The organism is uncultured Nostoc sp. (assembly GCF_964247315.1).
GTDB lineage: Bacteria > Cyanobacteriota > Cyanobacteriia > Cyanobacteriales > Nostocaceae > Nostoc.
The window spans coordinates 1-14,486 of record NZ_CAXTTT010000003.1 but is presented as its reverse complement, the minus strand read 5'-3'; the positions used below and the strand labels follow the sequence as shown (position 1 = coordinate 14,486).

The 14,486-nt window shown below is 40.0% G+C and carries 13 protein-coding genes and 1 pseudogene; 8 read left to right on the top strand and 6 right to left on the bottom strand.

The window, feature by feature from the left end:
• Positions 1 to 59: 59 nt before the first annotated feature.
• The gene (locus ACFE93_RS01615) at positions 60 to 233 is read right to left on the bottom strand and encodes a hypothetical protein (protein WP_199784779.1); all 174 of its coding nucleotides are present in this window, start codon (positions 231 to 233) and stop codon (positions 60 to 62) included.
• A gap of 543 nt (positions 234 to 776) precedes the next feature.
• Between ACFE93_RS01615 and ACFE93_RS01610 the strand changes: the two genes are divergently transcribed.
• Positions 777 to 1,346, top strand: a complete 570-nt coding sequence (locus tag ACFE93_RS01610) for a DUF2854 domain-containing protein (RefSeq protein WP_375471717.1) — start codon at positions 777 to 779, stop codon at positions 1,344 to 1,346.
• Positions 1,347 to 1,925: 579 nt separating this feature from the next.
• Here the strand turns inward: ACFE93_RS01610 and ACFE93_RS01605 are convergent.
• A complete protein-coding gene (locus ACFE93_RS01605; protein WP_375471716.1) occupies positions 1,926 to 2,186 on the bottom strand; it encodes a chlororespiratory reduction protein 7 in 261 nt (86 codons plus the stop codon).
• 492 nt (positions 2,187 to 2,678) lie between these two features.
• Here ACFE93_RS01605 and ACFE93_RS01600 point away from each other — a divergent pair, with 492 nt between their 5' ends.
• Together ACFE93_RS01600 and ACFE93_RS01595 are read left to right on the top strand one after the other, a co-directional pair.
• Positions 2,679 to 2,879 (top strand): hypothetical protein, encoded by a 201-nt coding sequence (locus tag ACFE93_RS01600; RefSeq protein WP_375471715.1) that lies wholly within the window; start codon positions 2,679 to 2,681, stop codon positions 2,877 to 2,879.
• Positions 2,867 to 3,895, top strand: coding sequence for a diguanylate cyclase domain-containing protein (locus ACFE93_RS01595; protein WP_375471714.1), 1,029 nt, complete (start codon positions 2,867 to 2,869; stop codon positions 3,893 to 3,895). The genes ACFE93_RS01600 and ACFE93_RS01595 overlap by 13 nt, the downstream gene beginning before the upstream one ends.
• Before the next feature lie 198 nt (positions 3,896 to 4,093).
• On the opposite strand, the gene ACFE93_RS01590 is transcribed toward ACFE93_RS01595, so the two are convergent.
• A complete protein-coding gene (locus ACFE93_RS01590) occupies positions 4,094 to 5,299 on the bottom strand; it encodes a histidine kinase (RefSeq protein ID WP_375471713.1) in 1,206 nt (401 codons plus the stop codon).
• 617 nt (positions 5,300 to 5,916) lie between these two features.
• Here ACFE93_RS01590 and ACFE93_RS01585 point away from each other — a divergent pair.
• The 5 genes and pseudogenes from ACFE93_RS01585 (at position 5,917) to ACFE93_RS01565 (ending at position 10,706) form a co-directional block, all read left to right on the top strand.
• Positions 5,917 to 6,090, top strand: a complete 174-nt coding sequence (locus ACFE93_RS01585; protein WP_375471712.1) for a hypothetical protein — start codon at positions 5,917 to 5,919, stop codon at positions 6,088 to 6,090.
• A gap of 51 nt (positions 6,091 to 6,141) precedes the next feature.
• Positions 6,142 to 6,390: a hypothetical protein gene (locus tag ACFE93_RS01580; RefSeq protein WP_375471711.1), complete on the top strand. Its 249-nt coding sequence runs from the start codon at positions 6,142 to 6,144 to the stop codon at positions 6,388 to 6,390.
• A 504-nt stretch (positions 6,391 to 6,894) separates the two neighbouring features.
• The gene (locus ACFE93_RS01575) at positions 6,895 to 8,292 is read left to right on the top strand and encodes an S-layer homology domain-containing protein (protein WP_375471710.1); all 1,398 of its coding nucleotides are present in this window, start codon (positions 6,895 to 6,897) and stop codon (positions 8,290 to 8,292) included.
• A gap of 318 nt (positions 8,293 to 8,610) precedes the next feature.
• Positions 8,611 to 9,651, top strand: a complete 1,041-nt coding sequence (locus tag ACFE93_RS01570; protein ID WP_375471709.1) for an SGNH/GDSL hydrolase family protein — start codon at positions 8,611 to 8,613, stop codon at positions 9,649 to 9,651.
• Positions 9,652 to 9,662: 11 nt separating this feature from the next.
• Positions 9,663 to 10,706: pseudogene (locus tag ACFE93_RS01565) on the top strand (M42 family metallopeptidase).
• 170 nt (positions 10,707 to 10,876) lie between these two features.
• Here the strand turns inward: ACFE93_RS01565 and ACFE93_RS01560 are convergent.
• From ACFE93_RS01560 to ACFE93_RS01550, 3 genes are all read right to left on the bottom strand, one after another.
• A complete protein-coding gene (locus ACFE93_RS01560) occupies positions 10,877 to 12,280 on the bottom strand; it encodes a hypothetical protein (protein WP_375471708.1) in 1,404 nt (467 codons plus the stop codon).
• Positions 12,277 to 12,615 (bottom strand): hypothetical protein, encoded by a 339-nt coding sequence (locus ACFE93_RS01555; RefSeq protein ID WP_375471707.1) that lies wholly within the window; start codon positions 12,613 to 12,615, stop codon positions 12,277 to 12,279. The genes ACFE93_RS01560 and ACFE93_RS01555 overlap by 4 nt, the downstream gene beginning before the upstream one ends.
• A 193-nt stretch (positions 12,616 to 12,808) precedes the next feature.
• The coding region (locus ACFE93_RS01550; RefSeq protein WP_375471706.1) for a CHAT domain-containing protein at positions 12,809 to 14,486 on the bottom strand (1,678 nt) is incomplete at its 5' end.

Genomic DNA, 14,486 nt, shown 5'->3' with positions numbered 1-14,486 from the left:
CTGAATAACGTCGGTCTAGCCTGAAGTTGAGGTTAAACCGACGTAATTTTTGATAAATTCTACTCTACCGGAATGGTGCGTCTAAATTCATCAATTAGTTCATCCAGTTCTTCCAAAGCCTGATTTACGTCAATTCTCAAAGTTCCGAGGTTTGGTTGTTCCAGTAAGCTTAATAGGTAATCGCGTTTACTTTGAACTGCTACAATTCGTTCTTTTATAGTCTGTAGATCCATTATTTTTTTCCTATCTTTAACTACCTTTAAATTTAAAGTTAACTCAAAATCTAATATTCTGGGACACTATACGCCCTCAGTAGTCAATTTAGTACAGCTAACCCTGAAGTTCGTAGCGAATGGATTCAAACAAACTTTGCGCTCCTCTGCGCTATACTCTGCGTCCCTCTGCGTTTAAACTCAAACCCTCAATTGGTCACGAATTTACGAAACTGTGTACTTAGAGCCACTTGCTTTCCCTGCGAGATGCTGCACGAATGTAGACTAAGGAAAAATTGAGTGTTTGAAAATCACAAAGACAAAGGTGAGTAAAGTCTCGTTTAAACGAAGCCAGTGCTTTGGGCGGCAATGCCTGAATTGTTCGCTCTTGGCGTGTTCCCTTCCGGCTATTTAGCAACTGGCATGGGGTTTATAACCGCCTTAATATGGCAATTTAGGATTAGTTAAATACAGGCGCCTGGGGATGATGTTCTTTCCTAATTTGTTGCTCATAGCCGATGATAATAAAACTAAGGTATTCAGACTTTATACTAATTTAAGCTCATGCTACGCCAAATCTCTTTAGGAACACTCGGTCTAACTATCGGTGGCATATTAACCATCATTGGCTTCGTCGCCTATGCTAATAATAATGCCACACTCAATCTTGTCGGATTTTTTTACGGGATTCCTCTATTATTGGGAGGGCTGGCACTAAAAGCTAATGAACTTAAGCCAGTACCATTTACCCAAACTACGTCACCGTCAGCATTGATACTGCGCCAGCAGCAAGCAACTGATACGCAAAATAAAATTCGCAAAGACATCACCCGATATTGCTACGGTCAAGATGCTCATCTAGATACAACACTTTCTTTTCTGGGTTTGAGTCCCACTGACCAGGAACGGCCAACAGTCACAGGGTTACGAGAAACAGAAGTTAATGGGAACTATATCCTAATTTTAGAATTTGATTCACCATTAATACCAATTGATGTATGGCAAAAAAAGCATGAAAAAATGACCAATTATTTTGGCCCTGGATTGGAAGTTCAAATAACGCAGCCATCTGAAAATACAATTGAGCTAGCGCTAATCAATACTCAAAAAGAATCACTAGTCAGTAGTCAATAGTCAACCCCTTCGGGGAAGTCAAAAGTCAAAAGTCAAAAGTCAAACATTTTGAACCCCATAAATAAATAATGGGGCTTGTAACAAGGACGCTGTATTTCTTGCGCTGTGCGTCTCGAAATACATTTTTTATTTTTCCATAAATAAATTTAGGGGTTTGTACCTTTTTCTTTGTGGTAAAGAGCAAAAATTATCGATTGAGCTAGCGCTAATCAATACTCAAAAAGAATCACTAGTCAGTAGTCAAAAGCAAAAATTATCGTTACCCAAACTTCATTCCTTTATGACTTGTTGTCACCCATATTTTTACAACAGTCAACATAATTAATAATTCATAATTACAATTAGTGCTAACTCCTGTACTCTCCATTCTCTTGTTGACCACTAAATTCTTGATGAGTATGTGGCCTACTGTACAGTGTCTTTAACTATGAATTATGAATTAAGTAATTATTCTTTTTGGAATTCCTTTAACCACGATTTATATCCCCGACTTCTTCAAGAAGTCGGGAATCTGGGCAGCAACTTTTACTTAAAAATCTTAAAATTTTTTGGGCTTCTCTTAAGTACTTAACCAAAAACTTACTTTTCTAAACGAACTGCGTACCACTGTAAATATTGCCCAGGGCTAATATCTAATTTGCAGCTAGTGTCAAGTAAATATTGTGCTTGAGCTTCCACAGTATCAAATTTTTGCAAGTCAGGCGGCAAATCTGGAATTATGAGTTGTTGAAGAGTCGTTTTGAGTTTTTCTAATAATTCTGATGGTGTCATAAATTGTTCTGGTTGATTTGTTTCGAGAACAACAAAATTATCCTGCTGATACATTAATGAGTCTGGCATTTTAAAGATTTAGCGAATGTCAATAGGTTTATAGCACTCATTTGTCTAAAAACGACTGATAAAAATTTATAGTCCGTTAAAACAGAATTGAGTATGATCTACAAAACTGTAGTTCTGGGGGGTTTATGGCTAGAACGAAATTGTTATAGAGTCACTTGCAAATAAAGCTTTAAACTAAGTTTAATCTCAATCTTATGTAATTATACTAAATCTCAGCAAGCCTTGTCGAATAGACTATAGAAATTTCAGTTAGGTGATATTAGTATTTAGTATTAACTATCTTCTGAGGATACTTTGGCAATTGCCTTGCTCAGGATCGCTAGGTTTCTCAACTAACTACACAACTAAAAAATTAAGGTGTGTATTTGTAATTTTAAAAAAAATCGTAATTTGACTTTAACAATAGGGAAATATAAAAGTAACACTTCCTCCCATAATCATCGCTGAACAAAAAGGTAGCAATTGCCTTCGTGTTCCAATTACAGATTGTCTATGCAACTTATTTATCTACCGCTTGCTTGGCCCAACAACATTGAGCAGTCTATTGTCAAAAAACAGTTGATTGTGAAGCCAGACATACCTTTGCCGCAAATCCTGGCATTGATGAAAACAGCGATCGCCCCCATGCGATCAAGTTGCACACCCTTTTTCAGGATAGTCTCGCAAGTGGAAGGCAACTCATGTCAGGCATAAACCCATCTTCTGTTCATACTAAGCAACAGCCACTGATTCTGGTGGCTGATGATGACAAAGATATCCGAGCATTCTTGCGTAAATTTATGGAACAAGAAGATTATCGAGTGGTCGAGGTCAATGATGGTAAGCAATGTTTAGATGCTTACCAGACTATCAAACCGGATATAGTTTTGCTAGATGCTCTAATGCCTGTGATGGATGGCTTTACCTGCTGTAGGTACTTGCGCCAGATTGCCAAGAATAATTTAAAATCAGCCGTTGCAACCTTTGATACTGACTCAGACATTAACAATACTGTGATCTCTCAGATGTGGGAGCGCACTCCCATATTGATGATCACATGCTTGGACGATGAGGAATCCGTAAACCATGCTTTTAAAGTAGGAGCAACTGATTATGTCACTAAGCCAATTCACTGGCCTGTATTACGCCAGCGGTTGCACGGACTGCTAAAGCAAGCGCAAGTATACAAACAATTAGAGGCAGCACACCAAGCTTTGCATCACCTTGCCAATGTAGATGGCTTAACTGAGTTGGCTAATCGTCGCCGCTTTGACGATTATCTCAATACTCAGTGGATTAATCTCGCACAAAAAGAATCTCCCTTGTCAATGATTTTGTGTGATATCGACTTTTTTAAGTTTTATAATGATAAATATGGCCATCCGGCAGGGGATGTATGTTTACAAAAGGTGGGTGCTGTCTTAAGCCTTAAGGCACAAAAACATCAGGATTTAGTAGCGCGTTATGGTGGCGAAGAATTTGCTGTGATTATGCCATACACTCCTGCATCTGGCGCACTTTACGTTGCCGCCACGATCCAAGCGGGAATCAAAGATTTGCAAATTGTTCATGACGATTCTGCGGTGAGTCAGCACGTCACTCTCAGTATGGGCGTGGCAACTGTTGTCCCGACTTGGGAATCTTCACCTTCAGAGTTGATCGTGCTGGCAGATAAAGCACTCTACCAAGCAAAGGCCGGAGGACGCGATCGCTTTGTCTCAAGTTCTTAATTGTCATTAGTCATTAAGTATTGCTAGTTTTTTTACCAATGCCCAATGCCCTTCAAGAGTGCTGAGTGCTGAGTGCTGAGTGCTGAGTGGGGAATCTCACTTCTTTACTCGCTTGCCGAGGAACTCGAAACGGGCTAAACGCCCCGCTGACGCTAACGAAACTGTTTTGCCCCATGCCAAATGCTCCATACTCAATACCTAAGAAGGATAAACTGGCAGTGTGAAGTGAAACCATGCTCCGTTATTGGGGGCAGAATCCACCCAAATTTGTCCATAGTGTGCCAGAACGATGCGTTGGCATAAACAAAGGCCAATGCCGTAACCTTCTGTACCTTCATCCCGTTGCAGGCGGAAGTGGTTTTCAAAGATGCGATTGCGATTCTCTACAGGAATACCAGGCCCAGTATCGCCAATACTAAACTGAACTTTTTGGGTAGTGCGGTGCAATCCGGCGATGCTAATCTTGCCACCTTCTGGGGTGTATTTGATGGCATTATCCAACAGATTTACTAGCACTTGTCGGATGCGTTGTGGGTCAGCATATACATAAGGTAAGTCATTGGGAATATCTGTTTCGACCTCTTGGGATTTGGCCGTGTAGCGATCGCACAATTCTTCTAGTACATCTAAGCACAGTTTACCTAGCTGTACCTTTTGTGGTAGTATACGAAATTCTGTATCTTTGCCACGACCTACCTGCAAAAGGTCGGCAATCATCCGATCAATGATCTTAGTTTGATTACGGGCTTGTTTTAATAGATGCGCTGTCAAGGATGGTTTGAGGCGCTGAAATTGGCCTGTCTCTAAATTATAGTTAGATTGGAGAGTTTCGATGGCGATCGCGGCAGCAGTTAGCGGATTACGGAGATCGTGTGCCAGCATCCCAATCACCCGATCTTTAAACTGTAGCTGCTCTTGGAGGTTATCTTTTTCCTGTTTCAAGCGAAAAATCTCGTCTGAGAGTCGGATGAGTTCGGCAGAAACAGCAACTGAACGGATAGTGGATTTGGGTGATGTTGCCCTAACAGTATCGTCTATCCGTTCTTGTAAGTCTTCCTGTAATTTCAAATAGGCGTCTACAGCGGCTTGCCAGCGAGGCCACCAGTTTTTCAATTGCGCTATGATATTACTTCCAGCCAAAACCTGTCGTGGTTCCGGGTGAATTTTGATTAAAGCTGGCGTTGCTACCAACTTAAAGTGTTCTGCTAAGTAAGGTTGTTGACCAACATCAATAGTTTGAAGTTCAAAACTATACTCAGCCTGTAATTCTTTTAAGTAAGCACGTATTCGCTGTACCTGTTGACGGGACTTGGGGCGTCCATCGACAAACAGTAACAGCTGGAGTGGAGCCTCAGAATAAGTAGGCTGATCCTGGGAAACTTGCATGTAATCGTGTTTCAGCACTGGTAACAACCCGGTGACGCTTTACAGAAAGTAAAAAGGACGGACGGTTGTCGATGGTCGTTGTTTTTTCTTCTTAATATCTATTTTAGATTTTCATACTCCTATCCGATCTGGGTTTTTGACATCAGACATATCTTTTTCAGCTTTTTACTCCCTTTTGGTTAACTTTATCTCCAAGAAACACCCAAGCCCCTTGAATATAAGTCTTAATTTGCCCTGAATCAAAAATTTTCCCAAAGTCAGCAGGTGAAAGGTTTAATACTATGTCAAATCGGCTAGTGCAGCACCATGTTAATTTGAGTACTCGCTTTGAGCAAGCGATCGCCCAACAAAACACAGATGCTCATTGTATCTAATCTATCAGGAAGCTGTTAACTGTTCAGACCAAGTTTATAGAGGGTTTTCTCAACCGCCAGTGCGTTTTATGAAGTGTCTTTTTTGCTTCTAGCCAATCATTAACTAGGATTGGGACAAACAGCCAAAGCCAAAGCCAACTCTGTACTACTTCTATAACTTGCGAAGCGCACCTTCCAGCTTTCCTAAAATAACCACAGCCCTATCCAAGAATAACAGGGGATGGGTTGATTGAGGGAAAGTTTTGGATAACTATAGAGGCGATGCCTACGGCGGTAAACTTCGCACTTTTAGAGGAAGCACTCACTGCTTTCGAGGCTATTAATAAACTCTTGACTACAGCACAAGTAGCACTTTTTCCAGAAAATCAATTTAGAGATAGGGAAACTGCTGCGACACTTGACTGCTTTACCTATTACCCCACTTGCCAAGAATAACGAACTTACGCTAAGTTCCTAGAATTGTTTAACACTGGCATTTTTCAGCTATTGTCTGACTCACATTACCATCGTCAAATGAATAATTTTCAGAATCGATTGTCAGCCAGTGTTAGTTCACTCGATCTATTTTCCTTTTTGGGCGAGGCCAAGGGGAGCTTTATTCCTAGTCTATCACTTCAGTTGTTTGGCGATCGCATTACAACTAGTGCATCTGGAAGTAGATTCAAGGTTTTGCTAGCTAAACTGTTTTTTGACCAGTTATCAATTAGTTATCTGCTCTACAACTTGGATGTTTAGATAACTCTCTGAAAAATTGGTTCACAATCTAGTATCGATCGGTTTGTAGTCGGTGGCTCTAGTCCTCATCTAAATCCTAAAGTCCTTACGACAAACTACCAACACATAAAACTCTTATATAGCAAGGATTTCAGGTTTATTTATGTTTTTTCCCAAAAATGTTAGTTTTCCAGAATTTTAGGGAACTCTATAAATAAGCATAGGAATTATCAAAACCTAATGGCTGTAAAACGAAGACGATACGGTAGCTTTTGCTACCGTTTACTCATTTTTGGAGATATGATCGCCAACATAGACATTTACGAAGAAGACGTAGTGAGTCGGTAGTGTCTTTTGGTGATGTATAGAGTCAGAAGAAAGCAGGAGAGACGAGGGGATAACGGAGAATTATTGAACAAGTCTTTCCCTTGTTTACCTTGTCTATTTTCCATGCCCCATACCCCATTCCCATTTAATGGACAGTCTGCGCTAGGGTAGGAATTGAAACTCAATTTGTGATTTCCTGTGCTTCCCTGTAAACATCCAGCTGTATTTTTAATTTGGGCTGTTCTACTTACTTCGTTAACAGCCTGTGCTAATAGTCCAGTCGCTAAAAACCTTGAAGAATCTTTGGCGGCAGATCCGAAACTGCAAAGCGATGGAGTTGTGTTTAGAGAATCTCAAGGTAATCAACCGCAAGCACAGCAAAATCAATTAGCAGTTCAGTTACCATCTGATTTTCCTAAAGATATACCCTTATATTCCAATGCCAAACTACAGGAAGTTACACCTGCTAGCGGCTCAGAAAACAAAATCTCAACTCGTTGGTTAAGTTCTGACCCCAGTAATTTTATTGCTAGTTTTTATCGCAGCCAGTTTCAAACAAATAACTGGCAGATTTTACAACAGCCAACAGATGATGCGGGAGGTGCTTTTGAGGCACGCCGTAATGATTTGCTGTTGAAGGTTTCCATTCAGCCTCAATCAGTTACTAATGCCACACCCAATCAACCCCAAACAGCCACTGAATTACTGATTGATTACGTACCGAATAGTACTGCAACGGCACAACCTACCTCAACTACAAATCCTAACGAAACTACTAACGCTGTTCCTCAACCGGGCAATTCACAGTTCATTGGCCCAATACCACCCGCAAACTTGGCAGCACAGACACCAAGCACAGCTAATAATCAAACAATCCCTACTGCCACGACACATAAATCTCAGGTATTTAACGATCTGAATAAGGTATCGCAAGAATTGCGGCAACATATCCAAGACTTGGCTGCATTAGGTGTTTTATCTATAGAAGCAAAGACAACTAAGAGCAACTCTACTAACACAACTAACCAGTTTGAACCCGGTAAAATCCTTACACATCGAGAATACGCCCGTTGGCTAATTGCTGCTAACAATGCTGTATATGCCAACAATCCAGCTAAACAGATTCGTTTGGCATCAGAAAGTACTCAACCAGCTTTTAGTGATGTGTCGGCAAAAGACCCTGATTTTCCAGCAATTCAGGGATTAGCCGAAGCTGGATTAATTCCTAGTTCTTTGTCTGGGGATTCTACAGTAGTTTTGTTTCGTCCTGATGCACCTCTAACGCGAGAACAGTTATTGCTATGGAAATTACCTCTGGATACTCGCCAAGCTTTACCCTCTGCTAACTTAGATGCGGTTAAACAAACCTGGGGTTTTCAAGACGCAGCACGAATTGACCCTAAGGCTTTAAGAGCAGTGTTAGCTGATTACCAGAATGGCGAACAATCGAATATTCGGCGGGTGTTTGGTTATACGACTCTGTTTCAACCCAAAAAACCAGTAACTCGTGCTGAGGCTGCTACGGCTTTGTGGTATTTCGGCAGCCAGGGTGAGGGTGTATCGGCTACTGAGGCTTTGAAATTAAAGCAAAGTTAAAGCTATGTCTACGACGGTCTACCTGATTTAGTTGCGGTTAGTCCACCATCAGCATAAAAGTGGGCAATTCCGCCCTTTAATATATAAATTTCGCTATTTCTTTGTAATATACCTATTTTTCATCAATAAAATGTAAATCTAAGTGTTTTAAGCGTTTTTACCTGTGTTTGATGAATTTTTGAGGCATAGTTAAGTAAAACAACGTAAATTAACTCAATAGACGTACTTAGTTTGGAAGTATCTCAAAAAAGTAAGTTCTCAGACTATCGCCCTTTCATTGCTTTTAAACAAATTAAAAAGACCACAGGTAAAACAAATATGAAAAAACAAGCTGTAGCAGCAGGATTTGTTCTATTCTCTTTCATGTTGCCGACCAAAGCCTCGGCTGTGAGCTTTGATCGGCTTTATGTATTTGGCGATAGTCTTTCGGATACAGGCAATATATATAATGCTACGGGTAAAACATACCCTCAAAGCCCACCTTACTTTGAAGGACGTTTTTCAGATGGGCCGATCTGGGTAGATTATCTCGGAGATCAGCTAGGATTAAAGCCCACTTTATTCACTACTATTCCTTCTACACCTCCTACCCAAGGGATAAACTTCGCTTTCGGTGGTGCTAGCTCTGGGTTAGATAATGCTGTCCTTCCCAATGTCGGATTACCGGGAGTGCTCAAACAAGTCCTTGGTTTTGCTGGAACTCTGCAAGCAAATAATCAAACTGCTGATCCAGATGCACTTTATACATTGTGGGGAGGCGCGAATGATTTCTTTTTTCTCAACCCTGAAGACTCGACCACGCCAATCAGTAATATATCTCTGGCATTGAATACTCTAGTAGGAGTCGGCGCGAAAAATATTTTGGTGTTTAACTTGCCAGATTTGGGACAGCTACCAGCAGCTAAAATCAACGATCGCAACCCTACAACCCTTAGTAAATCGACTAGTGAGTTTAACTTGGGTTTAGCAGAAAGTGTGAGCGCTTTGAGTCAAAACCCGAATCTCAACATCGTCTCTATTGACACTTATTCTTTATTTAATCAGGCAAGCGCATTGGGTTTTACGAATGTAACCGAGTCTTGTCTATCTAGACCAGATATATGTAACCCAGGTAACAACAAGTTTCTTATCTGGGACGGTTTCCACCCAACGACCGCTGCTCATAAGGTGATCGCAGATACTGCACTGGCGGCGATTGATGCTAAGTCTGTTCCTGAACCTTCGATCAACTTGGGAATTTTAGCCCTTAGTGCTTTTGGTGCGGTAGGAGTGCTGAAGCGTCAACAAAAAAGATCGGTACTTATGACAGCAGGTCGGGTTGTTGATGCACAATTGTCTCATACAACAGTTGAAAACTAAACTACTAATTGATGTGGGATTACGATCGCTTATTTGAAATTATTGAAGAATTGGTCATGCACCATTCCCCTAGTGGTGCAGAAACTGAGATTAACCAGTTGTTAATGCAACGATTTGCAGCGCTGGGTGTAGAAGTCTGGTGCGATCGCGCCGATAATATTATTGCCAAGATTCCAGGGAAAAATCCAGACGGAGCGATCGCGATTACAGCACACAAAGATTAAATTGGTGCAATTGTCAAGAGTAGTGGTGATGAAGGTCGTGTCAAAGTCAGTAAACTTGGGGGTTCTTTCCCGTGGGTTTACGGCGAAGGCGTTGTCGATTTACTAGGAGATAACGAAACTATCAACGGTATTCTCAGCTTTGGTTCTCGCCACGTTTCTCACGAATCACCCCAAAAAGTGCAGCAGGAAGATACTACTGTTAAGTGGGAAAATGCCTGGATTGAAACGAAGCTGACATCTGCTGAATTAGAAGCAGCTGGTATTCGACCTGGAACTAGAATGGTGGTTGGCAAACATCGCAAGCGTCCAATTCGGTTAAAGGATCATATTGCTGGTTACACTTTGGATAACAAAGCTTCTGTTGCGATTTTGCTAGCTTTGGCTGAAAATCTGAAACAGCCAGTAGTCGATGTTTATTTAGTAGCGTCGGCGAAAGAAGAAGTGGGAGCAATTGGGGCGCTATTTTTTACCCAAAATCAGCGTTTGGATGCCTTGATTGCTTTAGAAATTTGTCCATTATCTGAAGAATATCCGATTAAAGATGGCGAAAGTCCTGTACTTTTATCTCAAGATGCTTATGGAATATATGATGAGGGGCTAAATGGACAACTGCGCCAATCTGCCAAGCAACTTGATATATCAGTGCAGCTAACGATACTGAGTCAGTTTGGTAGTGATGCTTCAATTGCGATGAAATTTGGTCATGTTGGGCGTGCTGCTTGTTTGGCATTTCCTACCCAAAATACCCACGGTTATGAAATTGCTCATTTAGGAGCGATCGCCAATTGTATTGATTTGTTAAAAGCTTTTTGCGAAACTGAGTTTGAGTGATAGTTCGAGGCTTTCACTCGAAGGAGCGATCGCATATCAACCGAAAATTGCGTGAATTTTTCTAGTTGTCGAAAATGCGCGTAGGCGTAGCCCGTCGTAGACATCGCACAGCAAGATTATTCTTACTGTTGATGTAGCGTGAGTAGGATAACTTGCTCTAATGCCTACTTCTATTTATTTCTTTCTGGTTTCGGTTGAGTAAGCCACCACGCCGCTATAGCAAAGATCGCCGTAGCTAAAACACTCCAAAGTAAAGATGACACCAAGGGGTGAACTGGGTACTTGAAATTTATCTGTGGTGCAAAGGGTTTATCTATGTGTTGGGTGACAATACCAGAAACTATTGCACCGCCACCAAGGGCTATACCTAGTACTTGGATAGTGCGTTCTAAAGAGCGATCGCGTTCGGCTTGTTCTATTTCTACTATGCCACGAATTGAGTCTATGGCTTTACTCAATAATTCCGAACCGTGGCGGAAATAACCTAAATCTGCATTGATTTGTTGTTGAAAGAAGAGGCAATTTCTTTGACTGAAGATTTCTAGAAACTTGATGCTTTCACCTGTTATATCATGAATCTGCTGCAATCTCTCGGCGTAGTTATAGGCATTAATCGCAATAGTATTTTGATATTCTTCTAGATTTCGCAGCAGACGGGTGTATGTTAACGATGATTGGGGTAAAGCTTTTAGTAGGTCTTTTAAATAGGTTAAATTTACTGTTTCGCTAGCTTGAGTATTATCTAATTTAGGTATTTTTTCAATAATTGTTTCAACAGAGCGATAGGCTAAATCTAGTTGTTTGTAAATTTCTCTACTATCTTTGTAAGCTTTGACAGCTTTAGCGCGGAAGAAAAATAAATCTAATAATTCTTGATAGGATTGATTAAATTTATCATCTGCTTGTTCGTCGGCAAATAACCAAATTAAAACGTGCTGATAGTTAGATAGTTGACTAAATAAACCATATTCAAATATGGGACTGCTAAATAATTCACCTTGGCGATTCAATTGCGGTAGAAGATAGTTATCAGGAAATAGAGATTTTAAACACTCGTTTGCTATTTGTTGGATAATTTTTTTGTTTGCACCTGTTAACCAACCAGTAATTAGCAGAGTTTGACCGATAAATAAAGGATTATCTTTAACAGTAAGACAGTTGTCTGGATTTAATTTACGTAGAAATGAGATATCTACATCATCTGTATCATTATTATTTTCTCTTTCTGGACGACGTAGATTTAGCCATAAACTGTAGCTGTCGTAAAGTCGTAAAGGATGAGCAAAACCTTTAATTAGTAAGTTTTGATTTTGGTCTAGGGTAATACCGTCAAAAGAGACAGCATAGTTCTCATCGATAACTTCTGTATCTTTGAGTAAATCTACACGAGGGCTATTTGGTTCTTTATTTACATCAATACGCTGGTAGAGATGTAAATCTTGGTGTAAGGTTATGTCAACTATTTCATCACCAGTGTTCCAAAGAAAGTTTTTATCTGTTGGTGTTCCGTCAATATTGGCGCTTTTATAAAGTTGAAAGGCGAATAAATGAATATTAGGTGCATAGATTTTCATGGTTTATGAGACTGATTTATTTTTCTTTGGTGCAGTTTTTTAAGTTCGTCTTGCACAACTCTGTAACGATTTTCCTGAGTATTTTCTTGAACTTCTGGCTTGGTTTTACTAACTTTCTCTATTTCTCGTTCTTCAATTAGTACAGCGTCTCTAACATCTTCATATTCAATGTACCAATGGCGAATTGCTTCGGAAAATAAATCTGGTGATTGGGCTTCTAATTCGGCAAGTTCTTTTTGTAGTTCTGGAATGGCTGTAATGGCTTCTGATGAGAAAACATAATCTTGATTTCGCACAACTTGGGTAAATGCTTGAATGAGTTTATCGGCTTCCATTGGTTTATTTTTGTGTTGATTGCATGTTATTGTATTTGATTTTGATGGGTAATGAGCAATTGCCTATTGTTTATTAGACCTCTTGCAAAAATCCTTGAATTACCCCTCCCTAACCCTCCCCTTGTGAAGGGGAGGGAACAAGATTTCTTATTTCCCCCCTTTCTAAGGGGGGATTAAGGGGGGTCTATTCGACTTATGCAAGAGGTCTATTGCCTAAAACAGGTGATATAGCACAAAATGCTGCCCAGAATTCTGGCTTTTTAAATGGCTGTTGTTCTGGTTTGTATTGCTTATCTAAATAATCTATAATTTGCTGTTTTTTTACTAGTTCCATTTTATCTAGACCTTGAAGCCAATATATTATTTGTGTTTGATTAGCTTGACGTAGCCATTGCTGAGTATGATTAAGTGCCAAGGGCATATTATATTGATAATTAGGCAAAAGCTCATAAAATTTAATCATTAATAAAGCTGTGTGAAAATCACTCACTGCCCATAAGCTACTAATAATATTGGCTGCACCAGCACGAATAAAGCCACTTGCCAAACCTATATATTCATCGCTGTCGTTATTAAAATCAATAAAGCCTGTCTCGCAAGCAGAAAGACAAACAAGACGGCAGTTATTTAAGTCGAATTGAAAGATATCTTCTAGGGTGAGGCATTTATCTAAATCTATTATTTTTTCGTCATCAACTCGTAGGTAGCGAGATGAGTTGCTATAAGCAGGAATTTTAGAAATCACTGCATCGGCTAGCTGTAAGCCTGATTTGAGAGGCAAACTAAAATTAAAATATCCATGACAAGAAAAGTGTAGCCATTGAGAATTGGCGAGATTTTGATTTGTTGGTTGTGCTGTTAATGCTGTTTTGGTGGCTTGGTGATGTTTGAGAATTTGGTGGGGTTGAAAGTTTGCGGCAATTGTCTCAACTTCGATATCGGTAAAGTCTAAATCATTTGTAGGATTTTGAATAGCAAAAAGGTGACTTTGTTGATTTAACTGTGAATCATTTAATTTTTTAGCTTTGAATTGAGTAAACCTCAACAGTTGACAACTAGGTGCATAACTCACACCACCAGGAAATTTATCAAATAAATACTCTGGTGTTGAGGAGTCGTTAGCAGATAGGGGAATAGCGTGGAAAGATAAGAGGTGTAAATGACGATGGGGAATGAGAATTAACTTGTGGCAATGAGAGGGAACGAGGGAAGTTATTTGATTAAGATGGAGGATTTTAGTTAGCTGAATAAGTAGATCGCTTAATTGAGAACGCCACTTTGGTTTATCGCTACCGTAAAGCTGGAGGTAATTATTAATCCAATTTTCCAGATTTTCTAAGTCTTGTTGCTTGGATTGCCAGATTATCAACTTGTTGTGAGTGATGATGAAAGCGCGAAAACAATCAGTGAAGATGTACCACTGAATGATTGCAGTTTCGTTGTCTAAAAGGTTTTGAATTTCTGTAAAACGGATGCTGTTAACAATTGAAGATAGATTTTCTTGACTTGCTGATGCTGCTTTGATTAACAATTCTACTAAATTGCGGGTTTTGCTACGTTCAATATATTCTATTGCCTCAGTGTCTTTTGCCAATGCTAGGCAAACTTCTACCATGCGTCTATAAAGTTGGTTCCATTCTTCTGCTTGTTTGCGCTTGGCTTCTTCGCCAGAAACAATTTCACCCCGCAAAGCTTCCACTGTTTCTATTGCCGCAACAAAAGTATCGTAAGCTAAGTCAAACTGGTTTTCGTCTTGGTATAACCTGCCGAGATTTGACAAAGTTGTTGCATGGTATTGAGCAAAGGCGCTGTTGGTATATACTTCGAGTGCTTGCTTATAAGCAGCGATCGCTTCTTCTATATTCTCGGCT

What these genes read in the sequence shown, in the direction of transcription:
- ACFE93_RS01560 (WP_375471708.1), bottom strand. Translation starts at nt 12,280, where the DNA reads ATGAAAATCTATGCACCTAATATTCATTTATTCGCCTTTCAACTTTAT.
- ACFE93_RS01555 (WP_375471707.1), bottom strand. Translation starts at nt 12,615, where the DNA reads ATGGAAGCCGATAAACTCATTCAAGCATTTACCCAAGTTGTGCGAAAT.
- ACFE93_RS01615 (WP_199784779.1), bottom strand. Translation starts at nt 233, where the DNA reads ATGGATCTACAGACTATAAAAGAACGAATTGTAGCAGTTCAAAGTAAA.
- ACFE93_RS01600 (WP_375471715.1), top strand. Translation starts at nt 2,679, where the DNA reads ATGCAACTTATTTATCTACCGCTTGCTTGGCCCAACAACATTGAGCAG.
- ACFE93_RS01605 (WP_375471716.1), bottom strand. Translation starts at nt 2,186, where the DNA reads ATGCCAGACTCATTAATGTATCAGCAGGATAATTTTGTTGTTCTCGAA.
- ACFE93_RS01585 (WP_375471712.1), top strand. Translation starts at nt 5,917, where the DNA reads ATGCCTACGGCGGTAAACTTCGCACTTTTAGAGGAAGCACTCACTGCT.
- ACFE93_RS01610 (WP_375471717.1), top strand. Translation starts at nt 777, where the DNA reads ATGCTACGCCAAATCTCTTTAGGAACACTCGGTCTAACTATCGGTGGC.
- ACFE93_RS01595 (WP_375471714.1), top strand. Translation starts at nt 2,867, where the DNA reads ATGTCAGGCATAAACCCATCTTCTGTTCATACTAAGCAACAGCCACTG.
- ACFE93_RS01570 (WP_375471709.1), top strand. Translation starts at nt 8,611, where the DNA reads ATGAAAAAACAAGCTGTAGCAGCAGGATTTGTTCTATTCTCTTTCATG.